Raw genomic sequence first — 26294 nt, 5'->3', positions numbered from 1 at the left:
TCATGACGACCACCGACGAGTTTCAGGCAGCCGGAGCTCAGACGCCCCGCCCCGCGGGCCGTCCCCGCAGCGCCAAGGCGGAGAAGGCCATCATCGACGCGACCCTCGACCTGGTCGGGGAGAGCATCGGCCTCTCCGAGTTGTCGATCGAGGCGATCGCCGCCCGCGCGGGAGTCGGCAAGACCACGATCTACCGGCGATGGTCGAACAAGGAAGACCTGCTCGTCGACGCGCTGTCGACCCTCAAGACGCCGCTGCCTCCGCTCGCGGGCGTCTCGGTCCGAGACGATCTCATCGTCTACGCGCGGGTGCTGCTGCGCGACGCGTGCGACGCGCGCAACCGCTGCGTGATGAACATCGCGATGAACGAGGCCGAACGGCACCCCCGCCTGGTGGAGCGCATCCACCGGGCGACCATCGAGCCGCGCAGGGCGGCGACCGCCGCCCTGCTGCGGCGCGGCGTCGCCACCGGCGAGTTGCGGGCCGACCTCGACGTCCCCATCGCGATGGCGAACCTGGTCGGCACCGTCATGTGGTACGTCCGCACCGAGGGGGGCGGCGAGGCCGCCGGGTCCTCCGACCTGGCCGAACGGATCGTCGACCACCTCCTGGCGGGCCTCGGCGCCTGAGGGTTCCCGTACGGGCCGCACGGTTTTCCCGCCGGGCCCCTGCCCGGGTGTCAGACGGTGGGCTCGCGCCAGCGGTTGGTGATGGGCAGACGGCGGTCGCGGCCGAAGTTCTTGGGGGTGATCTTCGGACCCGGAGGATACTGGCGGCGCTTGTACTCGGCCAGGTCGACCAGGCGGATCACCCTGGCGACCAGGGCCGGGTCGTGCCCTGCGGCGACGAGTTCGGCGGAGCCCATGTCCTTTTCGACGTAGTCGTCCAGCAGCCGGTCCAGGATCCCGTACTCCGGCAGGGAGTCGGTGTCGCGCTGGTCGGGACGGAGCTCCGCGCTGGGCTCCTTCTCGATCGAGCTCTCCGGAATCGGCGGCACCGTGAAGGGGTGCAGGAACTCGCCCGACCGGCCCGCCTGGGCGTTGCGCCAGCGTGACAGCTCCCAGACGAAGGTCTTGAGCACGTCCTTGATGGGGGCGAAGCCGCCCGCGGAGTCGCCGTAGAGGGTGGAGTAACCGGTGGCCAGCTCGCTCTTGTTGCCGGTGGTGAGGACGAGGTGGCCGTGCTCGTTGGACAGGCCCATCAGGATCATGCCGCGCACCCGGGCCTGGAGGTTCTCCGAGGCCAGGCCGGTGAGCTCGATCTCCTTCTCGAAGCCGCTTACGATCTCGGCGATCGGCACGGTCGTGGCGTTGATCCCCTGCCGGTCGACCAGCTCCTGGGCGTCGCTCACCGAGTGGTCGGAGGAGTAGCGGGAGGGCATCAGCACCACGTGCACCCGGTCGGGGCCGACGGCGTCGGAGGCGATCGTGGCGGTGAGCGCCGAGTCGATGCCGCCGGACAGGCCGAGGATCACCGACTGGAAGCCGTTCTTGGTGACGTAGTCGCGGACCGCGAGCACGAGCGCGGAGTAGACCTCGGCGGTGTCGTCGAGCTGCTCGGCGATCGTGGGGGGCTGCGGCTGGTACGGCTCGACGGGGCGCGCCGACAGCTCAAGCCGATCCACCGTGATCACGGTGCCGTCCTCGGCGTCCATCTGGAAGGTGCCGAGACCTCCGTACCTGGCGTCGGGCAACTCCAGGTCCGTGATCAGCAGTTCCTCGGAGAACCGCGCCGCGCGCGCGACCAGTTCGCCGGAGGCGGAGACGACCAGTGAGTCTCCGTCGAAGACCAGCTCGTCCTGGCCGCCGACCTGGTTGACGTAGGCGAGGGCGCATCCGGCCTCGCGGGCGCGCCTGGCCACCAGCTCCAGGCGTACGTCGTCCTTCTCCTTCTCGTACGGGGAGGCGTTCGGTACCACCAGCAGCCCGGCTCCGGCCTCGGCCACCACCGCGACGGGGCCGCCCTCCTGCCAGAGGTCCTCGCAGACCGCGATCGCCACGTCGACACCGTGCAGCCGGAAGATCGGCAGCCGGTCGCCGCGGACGAAGTAGCGGTACTCGTCGAAGACGCCGTAGTTCGGCAGGTGGTGCTTGGCGGTCTTGACGACCACCCGGCCCCGGTGCAGCAGCGCGGCCGCGTCGAGCGGGGCGCCCTTGGGCTGGCCGACGCGCGGGGCGAGCTTCGCGCGGTCCACGTAGCCGACCACCACGGGGATCTCGCCGAGTCCCGCCTCCGCCAGTCGTCGCGCGGCCCCCTCGATCGCGGCGATCGACGCCTCCACGAACGAGGTGCGCAACACGAGGTCCTCGACGGGATATCCGGTCAGGAACATCTCGGTGAAGACGACCAGGTGCGCGCCTCGGTCTGCGGCGCGGCGGGTCCACTCGACGAGTTTGTCCGTGTTGGCGGCCAGGTCGCCGACAGCGGGATTGGTCTGGGCCAGGGCGATACGGAGTTGAGCCACGTGGCCATCCTATGAGGGCCTGCCCGGAAGGTGCCCTTTGGGTGATCCCTGCTCGGTGACCGGCGGATGAGCGCGGATCTCCGCCGTGGGACCGTCCCGCGTTCCTCCGGCGCCGGCCTCGCCGACGCCCGGCGGGTTTCCGGCGAGGCCGTTCGCGACTCCGCGGCGTCCACCGACATTCAATGAACATTCGGACCCGCCGGGCGAGGCCTGCCACCGGGTTTCGCGACCGGCCGTTCCTGTCTTTCCCGGGATCGCCCGGATCGTCCGGATTGCGTCGGAATCAATGGGATACCTGGGCGCACCGGGACGAGGAAGGCCAGCGAGGCCGCGGGATCGCCCGGACCGTCACGCCCGTGCTCGTCTCGCTTCACCTTGAGCGCGGCGGTGCCCACCGATCACGGTCGAGAACCGTGCGTCGGTGACGGCGTTCTCAGTTCGTCGACCAGCAGAAGCGGGCGTATCCGGCGTCGTAGCCGTCCAGCCAGCCCCTGTCGTAGTCGCTGGGCGGCCCCATGTAGCTCCGCGACCTGGTCCTGCGACAGTCCTGTGCGGCGGCCCGGTAACCGTTCCTGTATCCCCGCCAGTAGTCGCTCGGGTCTTCCGCGGACTCCCCGGAATCCACGGAATCCATCGAGTCCGCAGAATCCGATGTTTCCGCCGACGTGATCGGGTCCGTCATGCTCTCGTTCTGCGCGGTGTTCACCGTCACGGCCTGCTCGGGATCCGGTGCGGGCGAGGCGTAGGAGAACGAGACGGGTCCGAGGGCGAGTGCCGCGAGAAGCGTTGGGCCGATCACCGTCAGCTGCCGCTTGCCGTACATGGTTTTCCCCTTTGTTCGGGCCGTGGGCGGAGTCCGCCCACGGCCATGATCTAGGGGGAAACATATAGGCCGGCGGTATCGGGCCAAAGGACCCGAGCTCTCTTTTCCTTATTTTCGGAGTAAGTTAAGAGGAGGCTGATTTTGCCTGGCTTTTATTTACTGTGACAACTTTCCGAGAAATGTGATTTCTTAATGCATGTAGGCATTAATCGACTTGTGAGGTGCGAAGACGCGATGAGATCCGGTGTCATTCGTGACGTCGCGGGGCAGACGCCGCGGGGGACCTGTCAGCCGAGGAGCCAGAGCAGTCCGAGGTTCTTCGCCCCGGCGGGCTCGGCCATCCGCTGGATCTCCTTGCCCGAGCGGGAGAGGACCACGATCGTGTTGGCGGACGTGCCCTTGACGCGGACCGCCAGACGCCCGTCGCGCAGGTAGCGCGCGCCAAGCAGCCGTCCCTTGACCGGGATGGCGACCTTCGCGCCGGTCCTGGTGTCGTAGATCGACGGGGTGAACGACAGGGGCCAGGAGCCGTCGCCACCCGGGGCGTTCGCGCCGATGGCGTTGACCACCACCCTGCGGCCGTCGGGTGACAGGCTCTCCACGTGGTTGGCGAGCCTGACCCCCGGGGCGCGACTGGAGGTCCGCCGCCTGGTGTCCAGGAGGTGGACGCCGTCCGTGTCGCCCGCGTACCCGGCGAGGGTCCTGCCGTCGGCCGACCAGGTCAGGTGGCAGGGGCCGGAGGTCTTCCCGGCGTTGAACCGGCCCCTGCCGTCGGGGCCGATCACGGCCACCGTCATCGCCTCGCCGGTGCCCTTCACCGGATAGGCGATTCGCTTGCCGTCGGCGGACCAGGCGGGAGTGAGACACGGGCCGCCGTAGGCGGCGTTCTTGGCGATCACCGTGCCCATGCGGGGTCCGTCGGCCGATGTGACGCGCAGCCTGTTCTTGTCGTCGATCCAGGCGATCCTCCGGCCGTCGGGCGCGACCGCGAACTGGCCGGCGAAGGCGCCGGCGCCGGCGGTCGGGCCGCCGCTGCTCCGGTCTCCCCGGTACGTCAGCACCTCGACCCCGCTTCCCTTGTGGCGGAAGTAGACACCGCCGGAGACGGGGGCCGCGGTCGCGTTCGAGACCGCCTTGGGCGCGGTGCCCCCGGTGGATCGGGCGGCGTCGGTGTTCCCGGTGCTCGCGGTGGAGCCGGTCACCGCCCCGATGCCTCCGGCCGTCCCTCTGTTCTCACCAAGGGATCCGGCCGCCGCCCCGAAGCCCTCGATGCCCTCGGCGAGGGCGGGAGTGGTGACGACGGCCGTCAGGGCGAGTGCGACGCCGGTGGCCAGGGCCCAGTGCTTCAAGGGGATCTCCTCGGGTGAATTACTCAACGGCTGGTTAGAGCCCCGAGAAGGCGAAAAGGTTTACACGCGGCCCGCCGCGATCGGAGTCGAGGGGATCGGCAGCACGGCCTCCACGACCGTTCCGCCCTCGGGCGCCGACTCGATCACGCAGGTGCCGCCCAGTTCGGCGGCCCGCTCGCGCATGGAGAGCAGTCCCACCCCCGTACGAGGTCCCGAGGGCAGCCCGCTTCCGTCGTCCTGGACACGGACCACGAGTGACTCACCGCGCCGCAGCGAGATCACCGCCGAACTGGCGCCCGCGTGCTTGCGGATGTTGGTGAGCCCTTCCTGCGCGATGCGGTACGCGGCCACCTCGGCCGCCGCGGGCAGATCCGACAGGTCGCCCTCGATCTCCACCGCCACCCGGGGGCCACCCTCCTGAGCGAGGGCACGCACGGCCCCCGCCAGGCCGAGTTCGTCGAGGGTGGGCGGGCGCAGGCCGTACACCAGTTCCCTGATCTCCCGGCTGACCGCGTCCATGCCGCTTCGCAGTTCGAGCAGGAGCCTGTCCGCCGAGGCGGGAGCGGTGCGCAGGCTGATCCTGGCCATGTTGATCGACATGGCCATCTCGGTCAGCGCGTGGCCGAGCCCGTCGTGCAGGTCCCTGCGCAGGCGGCGGCGCTCCTCCTCCCTGGCGGTGAGGATGCGTTCCCGGGAACGCTGCAGGTCGGCGGTCATCCGTACGGCGTGCGCCACGTCGGCGACGTACGGGACCGCCACCGCGATCAGGCGGTCGTTGTGCGCGGCGGCGAACCTGCGGGGGCCGGGGGAGCCGAGCAGCAGTCGCCCGACCGGCTCGCCGTGCCAGACCAGCGGCACCTCGCGCGGCGCCTCGCCGAGCGGGCCGACCTGGACCTGCCTGGAGCCGGGCCCGTAGACCTCGACGGTGACGCCGGTGACGCTCAGCCCGTCCTTGATCACGGCTGCGACGGCGGCGAGCGCGTTGGCGGGCTCGGTCTCGCGGACCTCTCTGGACAGGAGCGCGGCGAACGCCCGAGGGTCACCGCGAGTGCCGTACATGAGCCGGTCGACGAGGCGCCTGAGCCTGTGCCGGAGCGGATGGAAGACGATCCCGGCGAGCAGAGCCGCGATCAGGCCGCCGATCCGGTCGTATCCCGACAGCGCCAGCCCGGCGACCGCGCCGACCGCGTACATGGCGCTGACCGCGGCGATCAGCCCGGCGGCGACGAAGGCGCGGCTGACCACCGTGTCGATGCCGTAGAGCCGGTAGCGCAGCACCGAGAAGACGATGGCCCCCGGGATGAGCCCGGTCCAGATCGTCGCGGCCAGCCACCAGTCGGGTCCGGCGAGCAGGAAGGCGACGTAGACGGCGAACGCGAAGACCGGCCAGGCGATCTGGCGGCGCACCTCCGGGCCCGCCCGCCGGAAGCGCAGCACCATGGAGACGAGTGCGAGGACCGCGAGAGCCGAGATCAGTATGGAGGCCACCTCGCGCGCCACCGTGTTGTACGGGGCGAGGAGGTCCAGCGAGAGCGGGCTGGGAATGACCCGCGGCCAGGGGTAGAGCGCGGGGTCGGGGTCGGGGCGGGTGAGGTGCAGCAGCAACTGCGTCGCGAACACGACCACGCCGGCCGCCACCAGCGGCCGCCACCGCCGCGAGGGCAGCCGCCCGTCGGGGGAGTACAGCGGTAACAGGATCGCCAGCAGGAGCCCGCCGAGGGACTTCCCCGTGACCATGCTCATGCGGAGGTAGCCCGCGGACTCCATCTCGCCCGCCGCGGCGAAGGTGAACATCGCCGCCTCGGAGAACGTGTTGACGGCGCACATCAGGCCGCCCACGCACATCAGCCACGCCGTGACCGGGCGCGAGCGGTGTGCCAGCAGGAACGCGCCCACCACGGGGAACGTCAGCCCTGCCGCGAGGTCGGGAGTGGCGGGCACCGGTGGTCGCCACTCGTGCGGCAGGTCGAGGCCGAGCACGAAGCCGACGACGGAGAGCCCCACCGAGAGGAGCGCCGCCGAGACGGCGGCGAGCCGCGCCGGGGAGCGCAGCAGAGCGCGCACCGGCGAGACGGCGGGCCAGGCGGGGGCGTCCTCGGTCACGGTGACCGCGTCCACGACAGGTCTGGGCACACCGTCGGCGCCGTCGAGCGTCCGGCCCCGGTCGTGGTCGCGTGGCCGTGGGCGCATCCCTATCTGCCCACGTCGCCGGGGTTGACCAGCCCGGACTCGTACGCCGTGACGACGAGTTGGGCACGGTCGAACAGTCCGAGGTGGTCGAGCAGCTTGACCACCGACCGCGAGACCGACCCCTCCGGGACCGCGAGGGTCGCCGCGATCTGCCGGTTGGTCAGTCCTCGGGCGACCAGTTTCATCAGGTCGAGTTCCGCGTCGCCGAGACCGGCGAGGCCGGGCGGCGCCGACGGATCGGTGCGGCCGGCGAAGGCCGCGATCAGGCGGGTGGTGACGGCGGGGTCGATCAGCGCGTCACCGGCCTGTGCGGCCCGCATCGCGGTGATGAGCTGCTCGGGCGCCGACGTCTTGAGGACGAATCCGCTCACCCCGGCCCGCAGTGCCGCGTAGAGGTTGTCGTCCGTGCCGAAGGTGGTCATCATGATGACCTTCGGCGGTGCCTCGTCGGTCAGGATCCTCCGCGCGGCGGTCAGCCCGTCCAGCCTGGGCATCTGGATGTCCATCAGCACCAGGTCGGGGGAGGTCTCCTTGACGACCGCGATCGCCTGCTCGCCGTTCTCGGCCTCCCCGACCAGCTCGAAGCCGGGCTCGCTGTCGAGCACCACGCGCAGGCCGGTGCGGACCAGCGCCTGGTCGTCCACCACGACGATCCGCAGGCCCGGCGGTGCCGGTTTCCGTTCCACGGTGTGCGTCGCGGGCTTCGCGGCCCGCACGGCCTCGGCGGGCGGGTCGAGGTGGACGGCCTGGGCCAGCATGTCGGACTCCAGGCGCTGCAGAGGGGCGCCCAGGTCGAGGCCGAGCTCGTCACGGAGCAGCACCCTGGCACGCCGCAGCGCTCCCAGTGCGTCCCCCTGCCTGCCGCTGCGGTACAGGGCCAGTGCGAGCAGCCGCCAGGCCTCCTCACGCAGCGGGTGCGCCGAGGCGTGTGCCTCCAGGTCCGCGACCAGGGCGCCGGAGTGCCCCAGCAGGAGTCCCGCGTCGGCGCGGCGCTCGACCGCGATCAGCCGCAGTTCCTCCAGCCTGCCGGCCTCGCTCACGGCCCAGGACAGGTCGGAGAACTCGGCCAGGGCCGGGCCGCGCCAGAGCGCGAGGGCGGCCTCCAGGCGCTCCCACACCTGGGCGGGCGCGCCGCCCGCCTTGACCGCGTTCTCGAAACTCCAGGCGTCCACCTGGCCCGGCGAGGCGCGCAGCGCGTACCCCGGTGGGGCGGAGACCAGGACCTCGGCCTCCTCGCGGGGCGCGCGGCCGGGCTCCAGGGCGCGCCGCAACCGCGACACGTATCCCTGGATGGTCGACAGGGCCTGGGCGGGAGGCTCGCCGGGCCACAGCTCGTCGATGAGCATGGTCACGGGGACGGCGCGGCCTCCGGCCACGAGGAGCCGGGCCAGCACCGCCATCTGGCGCTGGCCTCCGAGGTCGAGTGACGTCTCGCCGTGACGCGCCTGGAACGGTCCGAGAGCACGAAATGTCAGCATTGCAGGCGTAAGGGTAGGGCTACCTGGACCAACCTCATAGAGCAATACTCACCATCGTTCGCAAGCCGTAAGAAATCATCCGTGGTCAGATCTCCACATTCAAGTTCACCGGAAGTATCGCTTCGACCACGGTTCCCCCCTCGGGGGGCGTGGTGATCACGCATGTCCCGCCCAGTTCGGCGGCGCGCTCGCGCATCGACGCCAGCCCGACCCCCGAACGACGTCCGGAGGGCAGGCCGATCCCGTCGTCGCGCACCCGGACGCTCAGGTCGTCCTCGCCCCGTTCCAGCGATACTCGCACGGTCGCGGCCCCCGCGTGCCTGCGCGCGTTGGTCAGCGCCTCCTGCGCGATGCGGTACGCGGCGACCTCGGTCGCGGCGGGCAGTCCCGGCAGCTCGCCCCTCACCTCGACGGTGACGCCGGGGCCCGCCATCTCCGCCACGGCTCCGGCCAGGCCGAGATCGTCCAGCGCGGGCGGGCGCAGGCCGTACACCAGGTGCCTGATGTCTCCGGTGACGCTGTCCATGCCGGAGCGCAGCTCGCCGAGCATGCGTTCGGCCGTCTCGGGGGAGGTGCGCAGGGAGATCCTGGCCGCGTTGATGGCCATCGCCATCCCGCTGAGCGACTGGCCGAGACCGTCGTGCAGGTCGCGGCGGAGACGGCGGCGCTCCTCCTCGCGGGTGGTGACGATGCGCTCCCGGGAGCGCCGCAGCGCGCCGACCAGCCGGACCGCGTGGGCCGCGTCGGCCACGTACGGTGTGAGCGCGGCGATGACCCGTTCGTTGTGCGCGGCGGGCAGGCGCCGGGCCCCCGGCGGGCCGATGAGCAGACGTCCGACGGGCTCGCCGTGCCAGACCAGCCTGATGTCGCGCGTCACCTCCTCCAGCGTCCCCACCGTCACCTCCTCCGGCCAGCCGCCCTGGAAGCGCACGCCGGCGCCGGTGACCGCCAGGCCGTCGCGCAGCACGTCCAGGGCCGCGGACAGGCCGGCCTCGGGGGCGATGCGCTGGAGCCTGCGGCCGAGTCCGGCGGCCAGCGCCACCGGGTCGCCCCTGCCGCCGTACAGGAGGCGGTCGGCGCCACGCTGAAGCAGCCGTCGCATCGGATGGAAGAACACCCCCGCGCAGAGCGCGGCGACCAGGCCGCCGATCCGGTCCACATCCGACAGGAACAGGCTGGAGGCGGTGCCCACCGCCACGTAGACCCCGCCGATCACGCCGACGAGGCCTGCCCCGACCAGCGTCCTGGTGATGAGCGTGTCGATCCCGTAGAGGCGGTGCCGCAGCACCGAGAAGGTGATCGCGACCGGGACGAGCGGGATCGTGAACGACGTGAGCCACCACACCGGATTGCCGATCACCCAGGGGACGATGACGGTGGCGAGCGCGATCAGCGTCCAGAGGATCTGCCGGCGCTCCTCGCGGCCGGCCCGCCGGAACCTCACGGCGAGCGAGGCGAAGGCGAGGATCATGATCGCGTTGGTGAGCATGTTCAGCGAGAACCGCAGCGGGTGGGGGCCGGAACTCGTGTACCGCTGCCCGGCGAGAGGCATGAGGTCCATGAGGAGCACGTCGGCGCACAAGACGGCGACAGAGACCCACACCAGCGCCCGCCAGCGCGGCGACGGCGGCCTCCCGTCCGGATAGAGCAGCGGCAGCAGCACGACCAGGAAGAGGATGGCCAGCTTCCAGCTCACCCCGGCGACCGTCCAGACCGCCTCCTGGGGGAGCAGCCGGTGCCCCGCGTCAAGGAGGGCGAGGTTGATCGTGAGACTGTTCAGCGCGGAGCACAGTCCGCCCAGGCAGAGCAGCCAGCCGATGACGAGCCGGGGCCGCTGGAACACCAGCAGCGCACCGAGGATGGGGAACGCGACGCCTGCCACGTCCTCGGGTGAGAACGGCAGCGGTGTGTAGGAGGGCTGCGGGAGCCGTGCCGTGACCCAGACGTTGACGCACACCATCGCTATGGACGTGGTGGCGGTGAGCACCGCCGCCACCCTGCTCTGGACGGGCGTCACCGTCGGGACCACACGGTACAGCCCGCGCATGATGGTTTCGGCCCTTCATTTCGTGCTTAAAAGGACCTTAACCGGCGAAGACCGCAATTCAATCAACGAATACTCAACGCCGGTGGGCACCGTACGACGCCTGCGGGCCGCCGGCACCGAGGCCGGGACCGGGCGTGCGGGCTCGGCGGGCCCCCGGGCGGATCCGCCCGGGGGCGGCCGGTCAGGGTACGTCGTACCGGCTGGACTCCAGCAGCCATTCCAGCTGTGCCCTCGGCGCCGTGAGGAACGCGCACGCGACCTTGCTGACGTCCCTGGCCTGGCCGGTCGAGAACCCGAACCGGTCGAACAGCGTCGGCAGCCGGCGCGCGGAGGTCCGCAGGTCCTCGGCGCGCGCGGCGATCCGGCCGTTCACCCAGGCGACGGCGTCGGCGTCGGAGAGCCCGAACGCGGTCGCGGCGACCGTCACGTAGTTGTGCACGTCGCCGTTGGCCCGCTCCTTGTGGTGCGAGGCGACGTCGTTGCACCAGGCGGTGACGTCGTTGCAGGCGTCCACCAGCGTCCGCCAGGTCGTGCTCTCGCGCAGCCCCGCGGGCACCTCCACCCCCAGGCAGGGCTCCACCAGGTCGAACAGGTAGGGACCCGCGGTGCCCCGCCGCAGCCGCGGGTACTCCGCGGGGGAGGGTACGCGGCCCGCGCACCGGTTCTCGGCCTCGGTACGGCAGGCCTCGCCCTGGGCCGCCAGCCCGGCCAGGAACCGGTGCCGCCAGCGGGTGCTCATCCGCTCGGTGGTGGCCTTCCACAGGTCGCCGAAGGCCAGCTCGACGGGCGAGGAGGCGTGGGCGGGGGAACGCGCGACGAGGTCGAGCCGCGCGAAGGTGTCCTTGACGATCTCGGTCGCGCGCCCGGCGGGTTTCTCGTCCCACTCGTCGTCGAAGTGGAACAGCCAGGTCAGCCATTTGGCGAACAGCAGCGCCGACTCCACGCCGAATCCGCAGAAGGCGCGGCCGGCCATCCGCTCGAATCCGGCGCCGGGGGGAGGTTCGAGCTCCACCGCGCGGGCCCAGGCGGCGAGCTCGGCGCCGATCAGGTCGATCGATGGGTGCATCGGGCACGGCGCCGACATCACCGGCACGAGTTCGGTGAGGGGCAGCAGCAGGGCCGCGGCCACCCCGGAGGACCTCGGCGGCCCGGCGGGTCTCCGCGGTCCGGCCGGTGGGACGGGGGAGGGAGGCGGGGAAAGGTGCGTCGAGGATGGCAAGGGCTGTGGGTGGGGACGGGGACGGGTCAGAGGATCGCCGAACGTCGGGATGAGGGCCACTAGAGCGGACCGAACAGCCAGTTGCCGACCACGTCGGGATCGGCGCTCGTGTAGAACTGCCGGGTCGCCTCGACCAGTTCGCCCACGGACACGACGCCGTCACCGTCGCCGTCGAGCCGCTCGAAGGTGGCCCGCACGTCCTCGCGCGGGGTGCCGAACGCGGCCATCATGATCCAGAACTCGTCCGGCCCCACGGCCCCGTCCCCGTCGGTGTCGCACAGCCCCGCCAACGCCTCGGCCGCGGGCGCGAACACCGTGTCGAACCGGTCCCCCTCGACGAACGCCGAGGTCATGCCGGCGCGGAACTCCTCGGACGAGATCACGCCGTCGCCGTCGGTGTCGATCTCCGCGGCGAGGGTCCGCCAGATCTCCTCGAAGCCCTGGGCGAGCCTGCTGCCGGCGTGGGAGGTCGGCGCCTCGCCGAAGCCGACGAGGATCCGGGCGCCGAGTCCGAGAAGGTCCTCGCGCTCGATCGATCCGTCGCCGTCGACGTCCATATGCCCGAAGGCACGGTCGAGCTTGTGGTTGAGGAGCGTGGTGCTCATCGCTTACTCCAGCATTACTCATCGAAGAAGAACGGTTACGCCAAGTGACGATAGCGAGGTGTTTCCAGCAGCCACTCCAGGTAGGCCCTCGGGATGGTCAAGAAAGCGCATGCCACCCGCGTCGCCTCGCGGGCGGCGGTGAAGCCCAGGTCGTGCCGCTCCACGAGCGCCGGGATCGCGCGGGCGGCCGTCCACAGCTCCTCCATGCGGGTGGCGACCCCGTCGATCTTCCACTCTTCCGCCCCGAAATTGGAGCGTTCCAGAAAAATGGCGCCCGTGTGGCCGGGTCCGGCCACCGCCTCCTCGCACCGGGCGGCCACCTCGCCGCTCACCTCGACGAGCGCCCGCCAGTGCGTGCTCCGCCACACCGGGGCGGGCACCTCCACCCCCAGGCAGGGCTCCACCAGGTCGAACAGGTAGCGGCCGAAGGCGTCCACGGGCGACCGCGTACGATCCCCGGCCGAGGTCGTCCCCGGGGAGAGGAGCGCCTCGCGCTGGGCGGCGAGCCCGGCCGTGAACCGCTCGCGCCAGGCGTCGCCCATCTCCGGCGCGCACGCCGTCCACAGACCGGAGAAGGCCCGCTCCAGCGGGGCCCGGCCCGGCTCGCCGCCCGCGGCCACGGCGAGGACCGGGGTGAGGGCCTCGGGAGCCCGCCGCAGGCACGACATCCAGGTCAGCCAGCGGGCGAACCGCGTCACCGCGCCGGTTTCGCAACGGGCGAACGCCCGTCCGGCCAGCCGGGCGGCGGCGGGATCGGGGTCCAGGCCCGACGTGCGCGCCCAGTCGGAGGTCGCGGCCTCGACCAGGTGTATCGACGGGTGGACGGGGCAGGGCATCGCCAGCGCCGCGAGGCGTTCGGCGAGCCTGGCCGGTGGCGGGACCGCGTGCGGTGGTCGGTGGACCTCGGTACGCGTCATCGTCGTCTCCCCCCGGATCGGGTTCCCAGCGGCTCCGGTCGCACACTGTAAGAGGAGAGAGGGACGGGCGTGTGGAGGCGCGACGGTCCCTGTGCCACATCTCACCGTTCTTCCTCGTAACGTGTGCGAAACACTGAGAGGGCAAACTGGGAGACCACTAGGCGTGTTGCGGCACGTCGGCAATGAAGGAGAAGCCTTGGACCGCCAGCAGGAGTTCGTTCTCCGCACCCTTGAGGAGCGCGACATCCGGTTCATCCGGCTGTGGTTCACCGATGTGCTCGGGTTCCTGAAGTCGGTGGCCATCGCCCCGGCCGAGCTCGAAGGGGCCTTCGCCGAGGGCATCGGCTTCGACGGCTCGGCCATCGAGGGCTTCGCCCGGGTCTACGAGTCGGACATGCTCGCCAAGCCCGACCCGTCGACCTTCCAGATCCTTCCGTGGCGCAGCGAGACGCCAGGTGCGGCCCGGATGTTCTGCGACATCCTCATGCCGGACGGCTCGCCCTCGCACGCCGACCCGCGCTGGGTGCTCAAGCGCACCCTGGCGAAGGCCTCCGACATGGGCTTCAGCTTCTACACCCACCCGGAGATCGAGTTCTTCCTGCTGAAGAGCCGGCCGGAGGGCGCCGAGCGCCCCGAGCCGATCGACGGCGGCGGCTACTTCGACCACACCCCGCACAGCTCCGGCCATGACTTCCGGCGCAACGCGATCATGATGCTGGAGTCGATGGGCATCTCCGTCGAGTACAGCCACCACGAGGGCGGCCCCGGCCAGCAGGAGATCGACCTGCGCTACGCCGACGCGCTCACCACCGCCGACAACATCATGACCTTCCGCCTGGTGATGAAGGAGGTCGCGCTGGAGCAGGGCATCTGGGCGAGCTTCATGCCCAAGCCCTTCACCGAGTACCCCGGCTCGGGCATGCACACCCACATGTCGCTCTTCGAGGGCGACCGCAACGCCTTCTACGAGCCCGGTGCCGACTACCAGCTCTCCAAGATCGGCCGCTCCTTCATCGGTGGCCTGCTCACGCACGCCGCCGAGATCACCGCGGTCTGCAACCAGTGGGTCAACTCCTACAAGCGGCTGTGGGGCGGCGCCGAGGCGATCGCCGGAGCGGGCGGTGAGGCCCCGAGCTACGTCTCCTGGGGTCACAACAACCGCTCCGCTCTCGTCCGGGTGCCGATGTACAAGCCGCACAAGGGTGGCTCGACCCGCATCGAGTTCCGCTCGCTCGACTCCGCCTGCAACCCCTATCTCGCCTTCGCCGTGATCCTCGCGGCCGGGCTGAAGGGCATCGAGGAGGGTTACGAGATGCCCCCGGGTGCCGAGGACGACGTGTGGGCGCTCACCTCGGCCGAGCGCAGGGCGCTGGGCATCCAGCCGCTGCCCCAGTCGCTCGACGAGGCGATCGCGGTCATGGAGCGCAGCGAGCTCGTCGCCGAGACCCTCGGCGAGCACGTCTTCGACTACTTCCTGCGCAACAAGCGCGCGGAGTGGAACGAATACCGCAGGCAGGTCACCGAGTTCGAGCTCGGCCGCTACCTGCCGGTCCTCTGACCGCGGTCACGATCTCACGGGCCCGGTGGGCCTCCGGGGCGTCCGCCGTGCCCGTGAGGCATGCGCCCGGGATGCCCGCCGTGGTCGTCACGGCGGGCGATCCGGGAGCGCCCGCCGAACGTCATACCGGTGTTACTCGCGGCTAACGAGCGCGTCATCGAACCCGAGTTGGCTGTATGTACAAGCAGTCCGATAAAATCGGTCGGTCCAATTAACGTGATTTATGAGGATCGATCGCCATAAAGGCGACAGGAGGTGCGGCATGACAATGACGTCCGAGCTGCAGACCGTGCTCACCGTTCCGGCGCGTTTCCGTGGTCCCGAGGGGTCCGCGAACGGCGGCTGGATCGCGGGCACGGTCTCGGAGGCGCTGCACGGCGCCCGGCACGACTCGGCCATCGAGGTCACGCTGCACGCACCCACGCCACTGGACACCGAGCTCTCCCTACGTCACCTCGCCAACACCGCGACCCTCACCCACGGCGACAGGCTCCTCGTCGAGGCCGTCACGGTCGCCGAGGAGTTCGACGTCCCGGACTTCGTGCCCTTCACCGAGGCCGCGCGGGCCGAGGTCGGCTTCGCCGGTCTCGTCGAGCACGCCTTCCCCGGCTGCTTCGCGTGCGGCCTGCGCGCCCCCGGCGACGGCCTGCGGATCTTCCCGGGTCCCGTGCCCGGCACCGACCTGATCGCCGCCGGCTGGCGGGTCCCGATGACCATCACCGAGGCGGACGGCACCGTCCCCCACACGGTCGTCTGGGCCGCCCTCGACTGCCCCACCGGCTGGGCGCACTTCGGACCCGGCGAGTTCGCCCTGCTCGGTCGTCTGACCGTACGGATCCACCGCCGGGTCTACCCCGGAGGCATCTACTCCGTCGTGGCCCGCGCCACCGGCCGCGAGGGCCGCAAGCTCTTCGGCGAGAGCGCCGTCTACGAGGCCGACGGCACCCTGGTCGCCGCGGCCAAGGCCACCTGGATCACTCCCGCCAAGACCGGCTGACCCGGCCCCGGGCGGCGCGGGTCGGCGCCGAGGGCTCAGCGGGAGAGATGCTTGGCGACCAGCGAGGCGCAGCGGTCGTCGAAGAGGATCGTGTAGTGGTTGCAGTCGTCGATCACCTCGTCCTCCAGCGCGGGCAGCCACCCGGTCCACGCGGCCGCCAGCTCGTCGGGCATGAAGCCGACAGGCTGGTTCAGCAGTCCGCGCGGGGCGCGCAGCAGGGACAGGGGCGAGGTGATCGCGCGCAGCGCGGCGTCGACCGTCTCGCCCTCGGTGAGCATCCACCGGCCGTCCTCGCGGACCGGTTCCCGCCGCACCCGCGAGCGCACCGTGCCCTCTGTGCCCTCTGTGCCCTCCGGCCCCGACGCGTCGTAGCGGACGTACTCCTCCGCCTCCTCGGTCCACGCGCCGGCGAAGGCGGGGTGGGCCCTGAAGAAGTCCACGTACGCGTCGGCGTCGGGGAAGGTCTGGTCCAGCCGGGCGATGGCCGGGCCGAGCGTGGCCTCCAGCACCGCGTCGGGGTCGGCGCCGGGGGGCAGCGGTCTCGGGAGTCCGCCGTCGACCAGCACCACCCTGGCGTAGTCGTGCCCCGCGGCGGCGAGGGCCGCGACGTAGGCGCCCATCGAGTGACCGGTGAGCACGATGTCGGACTCGGCGCCCACGGACCGGGCGACGAGGTTCACATCCTCGGCGTGCCTGGCCAGGCCGTACGGGCCCGGGAGCCCGGCACTGTGGCCGCGGCCCCGCAGGTCCATCGCGACCAGCGACCACTCGGCGGGGAGCCTGCGGGCGACGCCGGCCCAGGCCATGAGCGAGGCGGTGATGCCGTGCACCGCCACGATCACGCGGGACCCGGTGCCGAACCGGGCGACGCGCAACGCGCCGCCGGGGACCTCGACATCACTCAGGACGGGATTCATCGGTTCTCCTTGCGCGTGGAGCCTCGCCTTCGGTTCCGGCGGGGCTGATGCCAAGGTGGCGGGTACTCGCGTCCGAGGTCAATGTCCCCGCCGAACATAGGGCCGACAATACGGGCGGTGGTACGGGCTCGGCATACGGCCGGCGCACGGTCCACGTACGGGCGGCATGGGGGCGGCATGCGGTCCACGTACGGGCGGCAGGGAGCGCGGTGATCTCGCATCTCCCTGCCGCTGTGACCGTCTCGTGCCCATGTCAACCCATAATTACGGTATGAGGATCACCGTCATCGAGCACGAGGCCGACGCGGGGCTCGGGTTCCTCGCCGGATGGCTGGCCGAGGCCGGGGCCGTCTGCGAGGTCGTCCGGCCCTACCTGGGCGAGGCGGTGCCCGAGCGGATCACCGGGGGACTGATCGTCCTCGGTGGCGAGGCGGCGGCCTGGGAGGACGAGAGGTGTCCCTGGCTGCCCGCCACCCGCGACCTGATCCGCGTCTGCGTCGAGCGGGGCGTGCCGACCCTGGGGATCTGCCTGGGGGCACAGCTCATGGCGCTCGCCTGCGGCGGTGCCGTCGGGCGCGGGGAGCACGGACTCGAGGTCGGCGTGACCGAGGTCGTCCCTCTTCCCGCGGCCGGAACGGATCGGCTGTTCGCCGGTCTCGGCCCCTCGCTCGCCGTGCAGTACCACCGCGACGCGATCACGGAGCTTCCCCCGGGCGCGGTTCCGCTCGCCACCGGCGACCCGTACCCCAACCAGGCGTACCGGCTGGGGGAGAACGCCTGGGCGGTGCAGTTCCACCCCGAGGCCACCCCGGAGATCTTCGTCGACTGGACGGCCGGATCGGCCGACACCCTGACCGGCCTGGGCCACTCGGTCGAGGAGCTGAACACGCGGGTGAAGGAGGCGAGGAACGACCTGGTCGGCGCGTGGAGACCTCTCGCCGAACGTTTCGCCGCCGTCGTCATCGCCGTCCAAACCGCGTGACTGCGCGATTACGTTCCGAATCCGCTAACGACGCCGCACAGTTTCAGGATTAACCTGTGCGGCGACGCTCCGAACGCTGGGATGCGGACCAGGGTGGGGACCCGGAAGCAGATGCACCGCCCCTCCCGGTTCGCCGGGGAAGCGAGGCCCATGCGAGTGTGGGAGCGTGCACCTTTGATCGCTCGGGGTAGGGATTGAGGAAGGGCACCCGTGCTTGTGATCGAGGACCATGGAGGGTCGGTGGAAACCGTGCCCCGGATGCAGACGACCGCCGGACGCCTGGCGAGACTCGGCTTCGCCGACGGTGCCAGGGCCGAGCGACTGCTCGACGAACTGGGACCGGAGGCCGTCGGCGACATCGACCTGCTGACCTCGCTGGTCGCCGCGGCCGATCCCGACCTGGCGCTCACCTCGCTGAACCGGCTGGCCGAACAGGATCCCAGCGTTCTTGGAGCGCTCCGGGCCGACCCCGGGATGCGCGAGCGGCTGATCGGCGTCTTCGGCGTCAGCGCCGCGCTCGGCGACCACGTCGTGAGGCACCCCGACCACTGGCGCACGCTCGGCGGGGCGTCGGCCGTGGAGCGTCCGACCGAGGATGAGCTCCGCTCCGAGCTGCTGCTCGCGGTCGGCGCCGAGCCGGACGAGCCCGAGCCGGTCGCCGTCGACGCCTCCACCGCCACCCTGTCGGCGCTGCGCGCCGCCTACCGGGGCCGTCTGCTCCATCTCGCCGCCCGCGACGTCACCGGGGTCGTCTCGCTCTCGGAGGTGACCGCCGAGCTGTCCGACCTGGCGGGGGCCGCGCTGGAGGCGGGGCTCGCCGTCGCCAGGTCCGAGCACCCTGAGGCGGGGGCGGTGAGACTGGCGGTCATCGGCATGGGCAAGTGCGGGGCGCGCGAGCTCAACTACATCAGTGACGTCGACGTCATCTTCGTGGCCGAGCCGCGCGAGGGATCCGACAGTTCCCTCGACGAGCACGAGGCGATCAAACTCGCCACCCGGCTCGCCCAGGGCATGATGCGCGCCTGCTCGACCAGCACGCCGGAGGGCGCGCTGTGGGAGGTCGACGCGGCGCTGCGCCCGGAGGGCAAGGCCGGGCCGCTGGTCCGCACCCTCGCCAGCCACCTCGCCTACTACCGGCGCTGGGCGAAGACCTGGGAGTTCCAGGCGCTGCTGAAGGCGCGGCCGGTCGCGGGCGACACCGCACTCGGCGAGCAGTACGTCGCCGCGATGAACGAGATGGTCTGGCAGGCCGCCACCCGTGACAAGTTCGTCGAGGACGTCCAGGCCATGCGCCGCCGGGTGGAGGCCCACGTCCGCAGCGGCGAGGCCGACCGCCAGCTGAAGCTCGGGCCTGGCGGGTTGCGCGACATCGAGTTCGCGGTGCAGCTGCTCCAGCTCGTCCACGGCCGCCTCGACCCGCTGCTGCGCCGCAGGGCCACGCTGCCCGCGCTCGGTGCCCTCTCCCGCGGCGGCTACGTGGGCAGGGACGACGCCAAGGCTCTCGCCGAGGCGTACACCTTCCTGCGCCAGGTCGAGCACCTGATCCAGCTGCACCGGCTCCGCCGCACGCACGTGGTGCCCGAGGGCAACGCCGACCTGCGCCGCCTCGGCCGGAGCCTGGGCATGACCGCCGACCCGGTGGGGGAGTTCACCACCAGGTGGCGGCGGCACGCCATGGAGGCGAGGCGCCTGCACGAGAAGCTGTTCTACCGGCCGCTGCTGCAGGCCGTGGCCCGGCTGCCCGAGTCGGAGGACCGGCTCTCCACGGCCGCGGCCAAGGCCCGCCTCGAAGCCCTCGGCTACGCCGACCCCGGCGGGGCGCTGCGCCACATCAGCGCGCTGACCACGGGCGTCTCCCGCCGCGCCGCGATCCAGCGGACCCTGCTGCCGGTCATGCTCGGCTGGTTCGCCGACGCCCCCGACCCCGACGCCGGCCTGCTCGGCTTCCGCCAGGTCTCGGACAAGCTCGGCTCCACCCCCTGGTACCTGCGGCTGCTCCGCGACGAGACCGCCGTGGCGTCGCGCCTGGCCAAGATGCTCGGTACCAGCCGCTACGTGACGGGCCTGCTGATGAACGCCCCCGAGTCGGTCGCGATGCTCGGCTCGGACACGGAACTCGCCCCCAGACCCGTCGAGGCGGTGCTGTCCGAGGCGCGGACCGTGGTCGCCCGCCATCCGGGGGACGCCGAGGGCGCGGTGGCGGCGGTCAGGGCGCTGCGCCGCAGGGAACTGCTCCGCACGGCCGTCGCCGACCTCTCCGGGATCATCGGCATCGAGGAGGTCGGCCAGACGCTGTCCGGGCTCAACGACGTGACGATCCAGGCCGCGCTGGACGCCGCCATCGACAAGGTCGAGATGGAGCGCCGCACCCCGCTGGGCACGAGGTTCGCGGTGATCGCGATGGGTCGCCTGGGCGGGATCGAGTCCTCCTACGGCAGCGACGCCGACGTGATGTTCGTCCACTCGCCGCGCGAGGGCGTGTCCGAGCGCGAGGCCACCGAGACGGCGTTCGAGGTGGCCAACGAGCTGCGCCGTCTGCTCGCCCTGCCCGCCCCCGACCCGCCGCTGCTCATCGACCCCGGCCTGCGTCCCGAAGGCAAGGCGGGGCCGCTGGTCCGTACCCTCGCCTCCTACGCCGCCTACTACGAGCGGTGGTCGTCGCCGTGGGAGTCGCAGGCGCTGCTGCGGGCCCGCTTCTCCGCGGGGGACGCCGAACTCGGTATCGGGCTGCTGCACCTGGCCGACCCGCTGCGCTACCCGGAGGGGGGCATCTCCGACGCGGCCGTGCTGGAGATCCGCAGGCTCAAGGCGAGGATGGAGGCCGAACGCCTCCCGCGCGGCGCCGACCCCGCCCTGCACACCAAGCTCGGTCCCGGCGGGCTGTCCGACGTGGAGTGGGTGGCCCAGCTCATCCAGCTCCGCCATGCGGGACAGCGGCCGTCGCTGCGCACCACCCGCACCCTTGAGGCGCTGAGCGCGGCGGTCACGGAGGGCCTGCTGGCCGAGGCCGACGAGGCCGTGCTCGCCGAGGCATGGAGGTTCGCCTCGCGCATCCGCGACGCCATCGTCGCGGTGCGGGGACGCGCCTCCGACGCGATCCCGGTGGACGCCCGTGAGCGCACGCTCCTCGCCCGCGCGCTCGGCTACCCGCCCGACGGTACGGAGGACTTCGTGGACGACTACCGCCGCGCCACCCGCCGTGCCCGCCGGGTCGTGGAGCGCGTCTTCTACGAGGACTGATCCACCCGGTTCTCCGGGTCCTTCCGGTCCGGCTCCGGTCGGATCGGAAGGACCGGTCCCTCCGGGTGCCCTTTCCGAAGGCCGCTCTTCCCCGGTCCTCCCTGGCCTTTTCCGGAGGGCCGGTCTGTCCGGAGTTCCCGGGGGCCGGCGTGTTCGGTGCGGATCGGGGACCGGCCCGCACCGAAGGGGAGAACCGCTCGTTCGCGTGTTCCCCGATCACGAAAACCAACCTGTTTGAGTGATCGCGTTGCGCCGCCTGGGGCAGGCGTGTATCAACGGTCCGGGTGATCCATTTGATATCCGTTTACATTGATCTGGCCATCGGCCTGATCCTCGCCTTCCTGCTCCTGTCGCTCCTGGTGAGCGGGATCAACGAGGCCTTCGTCCGGCTGCTCGGGATCCGCAGCAAGTTCCTGTGGGCCTACCTCAGGGACACCCTGGACGGCTCGGAGGACGGCAGGTCGTGGATCCCGTCGAAGATCGCCGACGTCTTCGCGAAGCTGCCCTTCTCCAGGGACGATCCGCGCCCGGTGCACAGCTCCGACCCCGCGCCCTCGGTCGTCGAGCCGATGCGGGTCGACCCCGCGGCCGTCCTCGCCGCGGAGCAGGCCAGGGAGAAGGTCTCGGCGGAGATCGCCGAGGGGATCGCCCCGGGGGAGACCACCGGGGAGGCGGGTACCGGCGGGTCCCTCGGCCCCTCCGACTCTTCTGGTTCGTCCGGCCTTTCGGCGGACGGGAGGTCGGAACCGTCGGTCGACATGACCGCGCGGCTGTACGAGCGACTCCAGGAGATCGACCACCCCAAGGGCTCCCGCACCAGCATCGCCAACATCCCGCCCGCACGGTTCTCCGGCGCGGTGATGGAGCTGGTCGCCGCCGAGGAGGGGGGGATCGACGGCCTGCTCGCGAAGCTGGAGGCGATCAACAGCCCCCTCGCGGGTCACCTCAAGGGAGTCTGGGAGGGCGCGCAGCGGGATCTGCCGAGGTTCCGCAAGGGGGTCGAGGACTGGTTCAACGGGGAGATGCAGCGCCTGTCCACGCTCTACGCCCGCTACGTCAAGTGGGTGGTCTTCGTGCTGGGAGTGGTCCTGACGCTGGCGTTCAGCATGGACGCGCTGGAGTACGGCAAGACCCTGCTGCGCGACAACGCCTACCGCGCGGGGGTGAGCGCCATCGCGGGCGGCGACGACGGCTACACGGCCCTCAAGGACAAGTGCGCGGGCAGCGAGGCCGGCCTCGCCGAGCCGTACCAGTGCGTGACCGAGTCCCTCAGCTCCCCGGCGCTGGTCAAGATCTTCGACCACGCGATCGTGAGCATCACGATCCCGCCCGACGGCTCCGCCGACCCGTCCTTCAACTGGAACGGCGAAGCCTGGTGGGACCGGCTCATCACCCTCGGGCACTGGCCCGGCTACCTGCTCACCATGGTCGCGCTGCTGTTCGGCGCCTCGTTCTGGTGGGACGTCCTGCGCCGCCTCACCGGCGTACGGGGCAGTCGTTCCTAGCCTCGGTCGTGCCGCTGTCCGGCGCTAGCGGAGCTCGGCCAGCAGAAGATCGACCTGGGGGAGCGGGTCGGGTCCGAACGGGCGGACCACGACGGTGCGGGCACCCGCCTCCCACAGTGACCTGACCTGGTCGGCCGCCTCCTCGGCGGAACCCACCGCCATCACCACCTCGTCGGGGGCGACTTTCAGGAACCCGGCGGACCCCTCGGCCAGGGCGGTGACCGTCGCGGCGTCGTCGCCGATGTAGAGGTTGACGAAGACCACCATCTCGTGATCATCTTCACCGGTCAGCTTCAGGGCCTCCTCGATCTGCCGGGGGCCGACGCCCTCGGGCAGGATCGTGCCCTGCGCCACCCGTCCCGACAGCTCCAGCGAGCGGGGCCGCAGCACCCCGGCCAGCACCGGTGGCACGACGGCGGGAGGATGTACCAGACGCACCCCGTCGAGCCGCACCGCCCTGCCCTCCAGGGTGACCGTCTCACCGCGCAGCAGCCCGCGTACCGCCGTGATCGTCTCCTCGAGCAGCGCCAGCGGGGAGGGGGCGAGGGCACCCACCTGGCGCATCCAGTCCTGGACGCCGTGCCCGATGCCGGCCGCGAGCCGGCCGGGGTGCAGACGGGCCAGGTTGCCCAGTTCCATGGCGAGCAGTGCCGGGTTGCGCAGGGGAGCGGGGGTGATCCCGATGCCCACCCGCAGGCGCTCGGTGACGACGAGCGCGGTGGCCGCGGACGAGATCGCCCCGGTCCAGCCGAGATCCTCCACCACCCAGACGTCGTCCACCTCGGCCGCGTCCAGATGGCGGCAGAAGGGGACGAGCGACTCGGGGGGAAGGTCGCGGTCGAACATGACACCCAGACGCATGTCTCTCCTACGGTCGATGTCTTTCCGGTGTGGAAGGCCGGGGATTCCGCCGTGCGGTTTTCACGGCAGCCCCCTTGTAGGGCATTCTCCTGTTTCCACGAGACCCTGCTGTTTTCCGGGTGGTCCGTTTTCTGGAGGGCGGCTCAGAGGGGTCCCGAGTAGCGGAAGTAGCCCGCGAGGTCGTCGAGGGCCGCGACGCGATCGACCCGAACCTCGGTCCCGGTCCTCCGCGCATTGATCATCTTGCCCTGTCCGACGTAGACGCCGACATGGTGGGTGCGGACCTTACGCTTGCCGACCTTGCCGTAGAAGACGAGGTCGCCCGGCTTGGCGACGGCGGCGGGGACCCTCTTGAGCCGCTTCACGTGGTCGTCGGTGTTGCCGGGCCCCAGGACGTCGCGCCCGTAGGCGAGGTGGTAGATCCAGCGGGTGAGACCGGAGCAGTCCAGGCCGAGGGTCCGGGTGGCCGGGCAGGGCTTGATCGCTCCCGTGTAGCCCCGGCAGGTGCCGAAGGAGGGGCCCGGCTCCTCGCCGTGACCGCCGCCCCAGGAGTACGGGATCGCGCCGCCCCACCAGCCGGGTTGGTGTGATCCGGCCTCGATCGCGTACGCGATGGTGGTGATCCGGTTGAGGGCGGCCGGCAGGGTCGGTGTCGAGGCGCTCAGCAGCAGAAGCATTCCCAGCAGTGCGGCCGTCGCGGCCTGCCGCCGGTGCCCGAGAAGATCGCGAAGTCGGTGAGGACCGGCGTCTGTCACGTCACCTCGCCTGATTTATCCGCATAAGTCACGACCAGTCTGCCCAACAACCCGGCCTCGCGCGTCTCATGAGGGCTTCCGGAAGGCTCTTCGCCCGCTCACCTCCCCGGACGATCCGCGGACACCGACCGGGGAGCGCCCGGCACACCGCGACCCGCGTGCCGGGCACGCGGGTCGCGGTGAGGTGGGCGGCGTCGTTCGCCGCCCCGGTATCGGTCTGTGCTGGTGGACGTTGGCCGGTGTCGGTCAGTTGCCGTCCCCATCGTTGTCGACACCGCCGTCGTCGTCCATACCGCCGTCGTCGTCCACACCGGGTCCGGTCGTGTTGACCACATCAGGGCTGTCATCCCTGTCGTTGTCACCGTCGCCCCCGCAACCGCCGACCAGGCCGACGAGCGCCGTCATCGCCGCCGCGGCGATGGCCGCCTTCCGTATGGACTGAGCAAGCATGCGCAACCTCCAGATAGTGATCACCGGACTCGTTCACCGCCCGGCTCACTCCCTCTGTCCCATTTGTCGGCGATCTAACGACGGAAAGGCCCGCTTCTTGATCGTGAGGACTACAGGAGGCGCATCATGGCCGGGCTGCTGAAGCCCGCTGTGGAGGACGCGATAGGCCCGGAGGTGTCGAAGTCCGGTCCCGGAGAGGCGTCGAAGCCTGGATGCGACAGGTGACGCAACATGACGCGCCGTCCTCCAATGGCTCTGTCGCCCAGGTCCGGTGCGGGGGGCACATGCCGAAAGGCCGCCGAACGTCCCCTCGGTGGAGGGGCGGTCGGCGGCCTTTCGTGGGAGGCCCGAGTGCCCTGACGGCTCAACCGGCCGGCGTTTATGCAGGTCGGAAGATCAGCGGCTCAGACGTCGTAGTAGAGCTCGAACTCGTGGGGGTGCGGGCGCAGGCGGATCGGGTCGATCTCGTTCTCGCGCTTGTAGGCGATCCAGGTCTCGATCAGGTCCGGCGTGAAGACGCCACCCTCCAGGAGGTACTCGTGGTCGGCCTCCAGGGCCGCGAGCACGTCCGACAGGGTGCCGGGAACCTGCGGGATGTTGCGGGCCTCCTCCGGGGGAAGCTCGTAGAGGTCCTTGTCGACCGGCTCGACCGGCTCGATCTTGTTGCGGATGCCGTCGATGCCCGCCATGAGCTGGGCGGCGAAGGCGAAGTAGGGGTTGCAGGAGGGGTCGGGGACCCGGAACTCGATGCGCTTGGCCTTCGGGTTGGAGCCCGTGATCGGGATGCGGATGCACGCCGAGCGGTTGCGCTGGGAGTAGACCAGGTTGACCGGGGCCTCGTAGCCGGGCACCAGGCGGTGGTAGGAGTTGACCGTCGGGTTGGTGAACGCCAGCAGCGACGGGGCGTGCTTGAGCAGGCCGCCGATGTAGTAGCGGGCGGTGTCGGACAGGCCCGCGTAGCCGACCTCGTCGTAGAAGAGCGGCTCGCCGTCCTTCCAGAGCGACTGGTGGCAGTGCATGCCCGAGCCGTTGTCACCGAAGATCGGCTTGGGCATGAAGGTGACCGTGTGGCCGTGCTCCAGGGCCGTGCTCTTGACGATGTACTTGTACAGCATCATGGTGTCGGCGGCCTTGAGCAGCGTGTTGAAGCGGAAGTCGATCTCCGCCTGGCCGGCCGTGCCCACCTCGTGGTGCTGCATCTCGACGTCGATCCCGGCGTCGATGAGCTTGCGGACCATCTCCGAACGCAGGTCGGTGAAGTGGTCCATCGGCGGGACCGGGAAGTAGCCGCCCTTGAAGCGCGGCTTGTAACCGAGGTTGCCGCCGTCCTGGGCCTTGCCGCTGTTCCAGGCGCCCTCGATCGAGTCGATGTGGTAGTAGCTCGAGTGGGCGTTGGTCTCGAACCGGACGTCGTCGAAGATGTAGAACTCGGCCTCGGGGCCGAAGTAGATCGTGTCGGCGATGCCGGTGCCCTTGAGATACTCCTCCGCCTTGCGGGCGACGTTGCGCGGGTCGCGGCTGTAGGCCTCGCCCGTCAGCGGGTCGTGCACGAAGAAGTTGATGTTGAGCGTCTTGTGCTGCCTGAACGGGTCGAGCACGGCCGTGGACGGGTCGGGCAGCAGCAGCATGTCCGACTCGTGGATGGCCTGGAATCCGCGGATCGACGATCCGTCGAACATCAGGCCGTCGGTGAAGACGGCGGCTCCGAAGTTCTCCGAGGGGAACGTGAAGTGGTGCGTCGTCCCCGGCAGGTCGGTGAACCTGACATCAACGAACTGCACCCCTTCGTCCTTGATGAACTTCAGGACGTCGTCGGCGGAGTTGAACACGCGAACCTCCCATGGGACGGGCTAACAGGACCGAAAGTATGCCTGTGCCGTTACCGCCCCGTGTCTCGTTTGTTTCACCCGTGTTAAGCGAAAGTCGCCTCCACGCTA

20 protein-coding genes are annotated in these 26294 nt (G+C 70.9%); 6 read left to right on the top strand and 14 right to left on the bottom strand.

The window, feature by feature from the left end:
• Nucleotides 1-2: 2 nt before the first annotated feature.
• Nucleotides 3-629: a TetR/AcrR family transcriptional regulator gene (locus tag AB0B96_RS02255; protein WP_362895768.1), complete on the top strand. Its 627-nt coding sequence runs from the start codon at nt 3-5 to the stop codon at nt 627-629.
• 50 nt (nt 630-679) lie between these two features.
• On the opposite strand, the gene AB0B96_RS02250 is transcribed toward AB0B96_RS02255, so the two are convergent.
• The 9 genes from AB0B96_RS02250 to AB0B96_RS02210 all read right to left on the bottom strand — a co-directional run bounded on the left by AB0B96_RS02250 (nt 680) and on the right by AB0B96_RS02210 (nt 13092).
• Nucleotides 680-2464, bottom strand: coding sequence for an NAD+ synthase (locus AB0B96_RS02250; protein ID WP_350947415.1), 1785 nt, complete (start codon nt 2462-2464; stop codon nt 680-682).
• Nucleotides 2465-2897: 433 nt separating this feature from the next.
• A complete protein-coding gene (locus AB0B96_RS02245) occupies nt 2898-3287 on the bottom strand; it encodes a hypothetical protein (protein WP_362895766.1) in 390 nt (129 codons plus the stop codon).
• A gap of 287 nt (nt 3288-3574) precedes the next feature.
• Complete coding sequence (locus tag AB0B96_RS02240; RefSeq protein ID WP_362895764.1) at nt 3575-4636, bottom strand: hypothetical protein; 1062 nt, start codon at nt 4634-4636, stop codon at nt 3575-3577.
• 60 nt (nt 4637-4696) lie between these two features.
• Entirely contained in the window at nt 4697-6826 is a 2130-nt protein-coding gene (locus AB0B96_RS02235) for a sensor histidine kinase (RefSeq protein ID WP_362895762.1), read from the bottom strand.
• Between the two features lie 2 nt (nt 6827-6828).
• Nucleotides 6829-8304, bottom strand: coding sequence for a BTAD domain-containing putative transcriptional regulator (locus AB0B96_RS02230; protein WP_362895760.1), 1476 nt, complete (start codon nt 8302-8304; stop codon nt 6829-6831).
• An 85-nt stretch (nt 8305-8389) separates the two neighbouring features.
• Entirely contained in the window at nt 8390-10321 is a 1932-nt protein-coding gene (locus AB0B96_RS02225; RefSeq protein WP_362895758.1) for a sensor histidine kinase, read from the bottom strand.
• A 211-nt stretch (nt 10322-10532) separates the two neighbouring features.
• Complete coding sequence (locus AB0B96_RS02220) at nt 10533-11480, bottom strand: terpene synthase family protein (RefSeq protein ID WP_350947421.1); 948 nt, start codon at nt 11478-11480, stop codon at nt 10533-10535.
• 149 nt (nt 11481-11629) lie between these two features.
• Nucleotides 11630-12175 carry an EF-hand domain-containing protein gene (locus AB0B96_RS02215; protein WP_350947422.1) on the bottom strand — a complete coding sequence of 182 codons (546 nt, stop codon included), beginning with the start codon at nt 12173-12175 and terminating at the stop codon, nt 11630-11632.
• A gap of 35 nt (nt 12176-12210) precedes the next feature.
• A complete protein-coding gene (locus AB0B96_RS02210; protein ID WP_362895756.1) occupies nt 12211-13092 on the bottom strand; it encodes a terpene synthase family protein in 882 nt (293 codons plus the stop codon).
• 196 nt (nt 13093-13288) lie between these two features.
• Here AB0B96_RS02210 and glnA (AB0B96_RS02205) point away from each other — a divergent pair, with 196 nt between their 5' ends.
• Nucleotides 13289-14650, top strand: coding sequence for a type I glutamate--ammonia ligase (gene glnA / locus AB0B96_RS02205; RefSeq protein ID WP_350947424.1), 1362 nt, complete (start codon nt 13289-13291; stop codon nt 14648-14650).
• Between the two features lie 262 nt (nt 14651-14912).
• Nucleotides 14913-15647 (top strand): hotdog fold domain-containing protein, encoded by a 735-nt coding sequence (locus tag AB0B96_RS02200; RefSeq protein WP_350947425.1) that lies wholly within the window; start codon nt 14913-14915, stop codon nt 15645-15647.
• 35 nt (nt 15648-15682) lie between these two features.
• On the opposite strand, the gene AB0B96_RS02195 is transcribed toward AB0B96_RS02200, so the two are convergent.
• Nucleotides 15683-16564, bottom strand: a complete 882-nt coding sequence (locus AB0B96_RS02195; RefSeq protein ID WP_362895753.1) for an alpha/beta hydrolase — start codon at nt 16562-16564, stop codon at nt 15683-15685.
• Between the two features lie 271 nt (nt 16565-16835).
• On the opposite strand from AB0B96_RS02195, the gene AB0B96_RS02190 reads away from it, so the two are divergent.
• The 3 genes from AB0B96_RS02190 to AB0B96_RS02180 all read left to right on the top strand — a co-directional run bounded on the left by AB0B96_RS02190 (nt 16836) and on the right by AB0B96_RS02180 (nt 22291).
• The gene (locus AB0B96_RS02190) at nt 16836-17546 is read left to right on the top strand and encodes a type 1 glutamine amidotransferase (RefSeq protein ID WP_362895751.1); all 711 of its coding nucleotides are present in this window, start codon (nt 16836-16838) and stop codon (nt 17544-17546) included.
• Between the two features lie 258 nt (nt 17547-17804).
• Nucleotides 17805-20786, top strand: coding sequence for a bifunctional [glutamine synthetase] adenylyltransferase/[glutamine synthetase]-adenylyl-L-tyrosine phosphorylase (locus tag AB0B96_RS02185; RefSeq protein WP_350947505.1), 2982 nt, complete (start codon nt 17805-17807; stop codon nt 20784-20786).
• 284 nt (nt 20787-21070) lie between these two features.
• Nucleotides 21071-22291, top strand: coding sequence for a hypothetical protein (locus AB0B96_RS02180; RefSeq protein ID WP_362895749.1), 1221 nt, complete (start codon nt 21071-21073; stop codon nt 22289-22291).
• A 24-nt stretch (nt 22292-22315) separates the two neighbouring features.
• Here the strand turns inward: AB0B96_RS02180 and AB0B96_RS02175 are convergent, their stop codons facing one another.
• The 4 genes from AB0B96_RS02175 to glnA (AB0B96_RS02160) all read right to left on the bottom strand — a co-directional run bounded on the left by AB0B96_RS02175 (nt 22316) and on the right by glnA (AB0B96_RS02160) (nt 26186).
• Entirely contained in the window at nt 22316-23152 is an 837-nt protein-coding gene (locus AB0B96_RS02175) for an LLM class flavin-dependent oxidoreductase (protein WP_362895747.1), read from the bottom strand.
• A gap of 143 nt (nt 23153-23295) precedes the next feature.
• Nucleotides 23296-23907, bottom strand: a complete 612-nt coding sequence (locus tag AB0B96_RS02170; protein ID WP_362895745.1) for an NlpC/P60 family protein — start codon at nt 23905-23907, stop codon at nt 23296-23298.
• A gap of 246 nt (nt 23908-24153) precedes the next feature.
• Nucleotides 24154-24357, bottom strand: coding sequence for a hypothetical protein (locus tag AB0B96_RS02165; RefSeq protein WP_350947431.1), 204 nt, complete (start codon nt 24355-24357; stop codon nt 24154-24156).
• A gap of 404 nt (nt 24358-24761) precedes the next feature.
• The gene (gene glnA / locus AB0B96_RS02160) at nt 24762-26186 is read right to left on the bottom strand and encodes a type I glutamate--ammonia ligase (protein ID WP_350947432.1); all 1425 of its coding nucleotides are present in this window, start codon (nt 26184-26186) and stop codon (nt 24762-24764) included.
• Nucleotides 26187-26294 lie beyond the last annotated feature (108 nt).

Source organism: Streptosporangium sp. NPDC049046 (assembly GCF_040649155.1).
Lineage (GTDB): Bacteria > Actinomycetota > Actinomycetes > Streptosporangiales > Streptosporangiaceae > Streptosporangium.
Note: the sequence above shows the minus strand (reverse complement) of the source record. Positions and strands in the feature narration are given on the sequence as shown.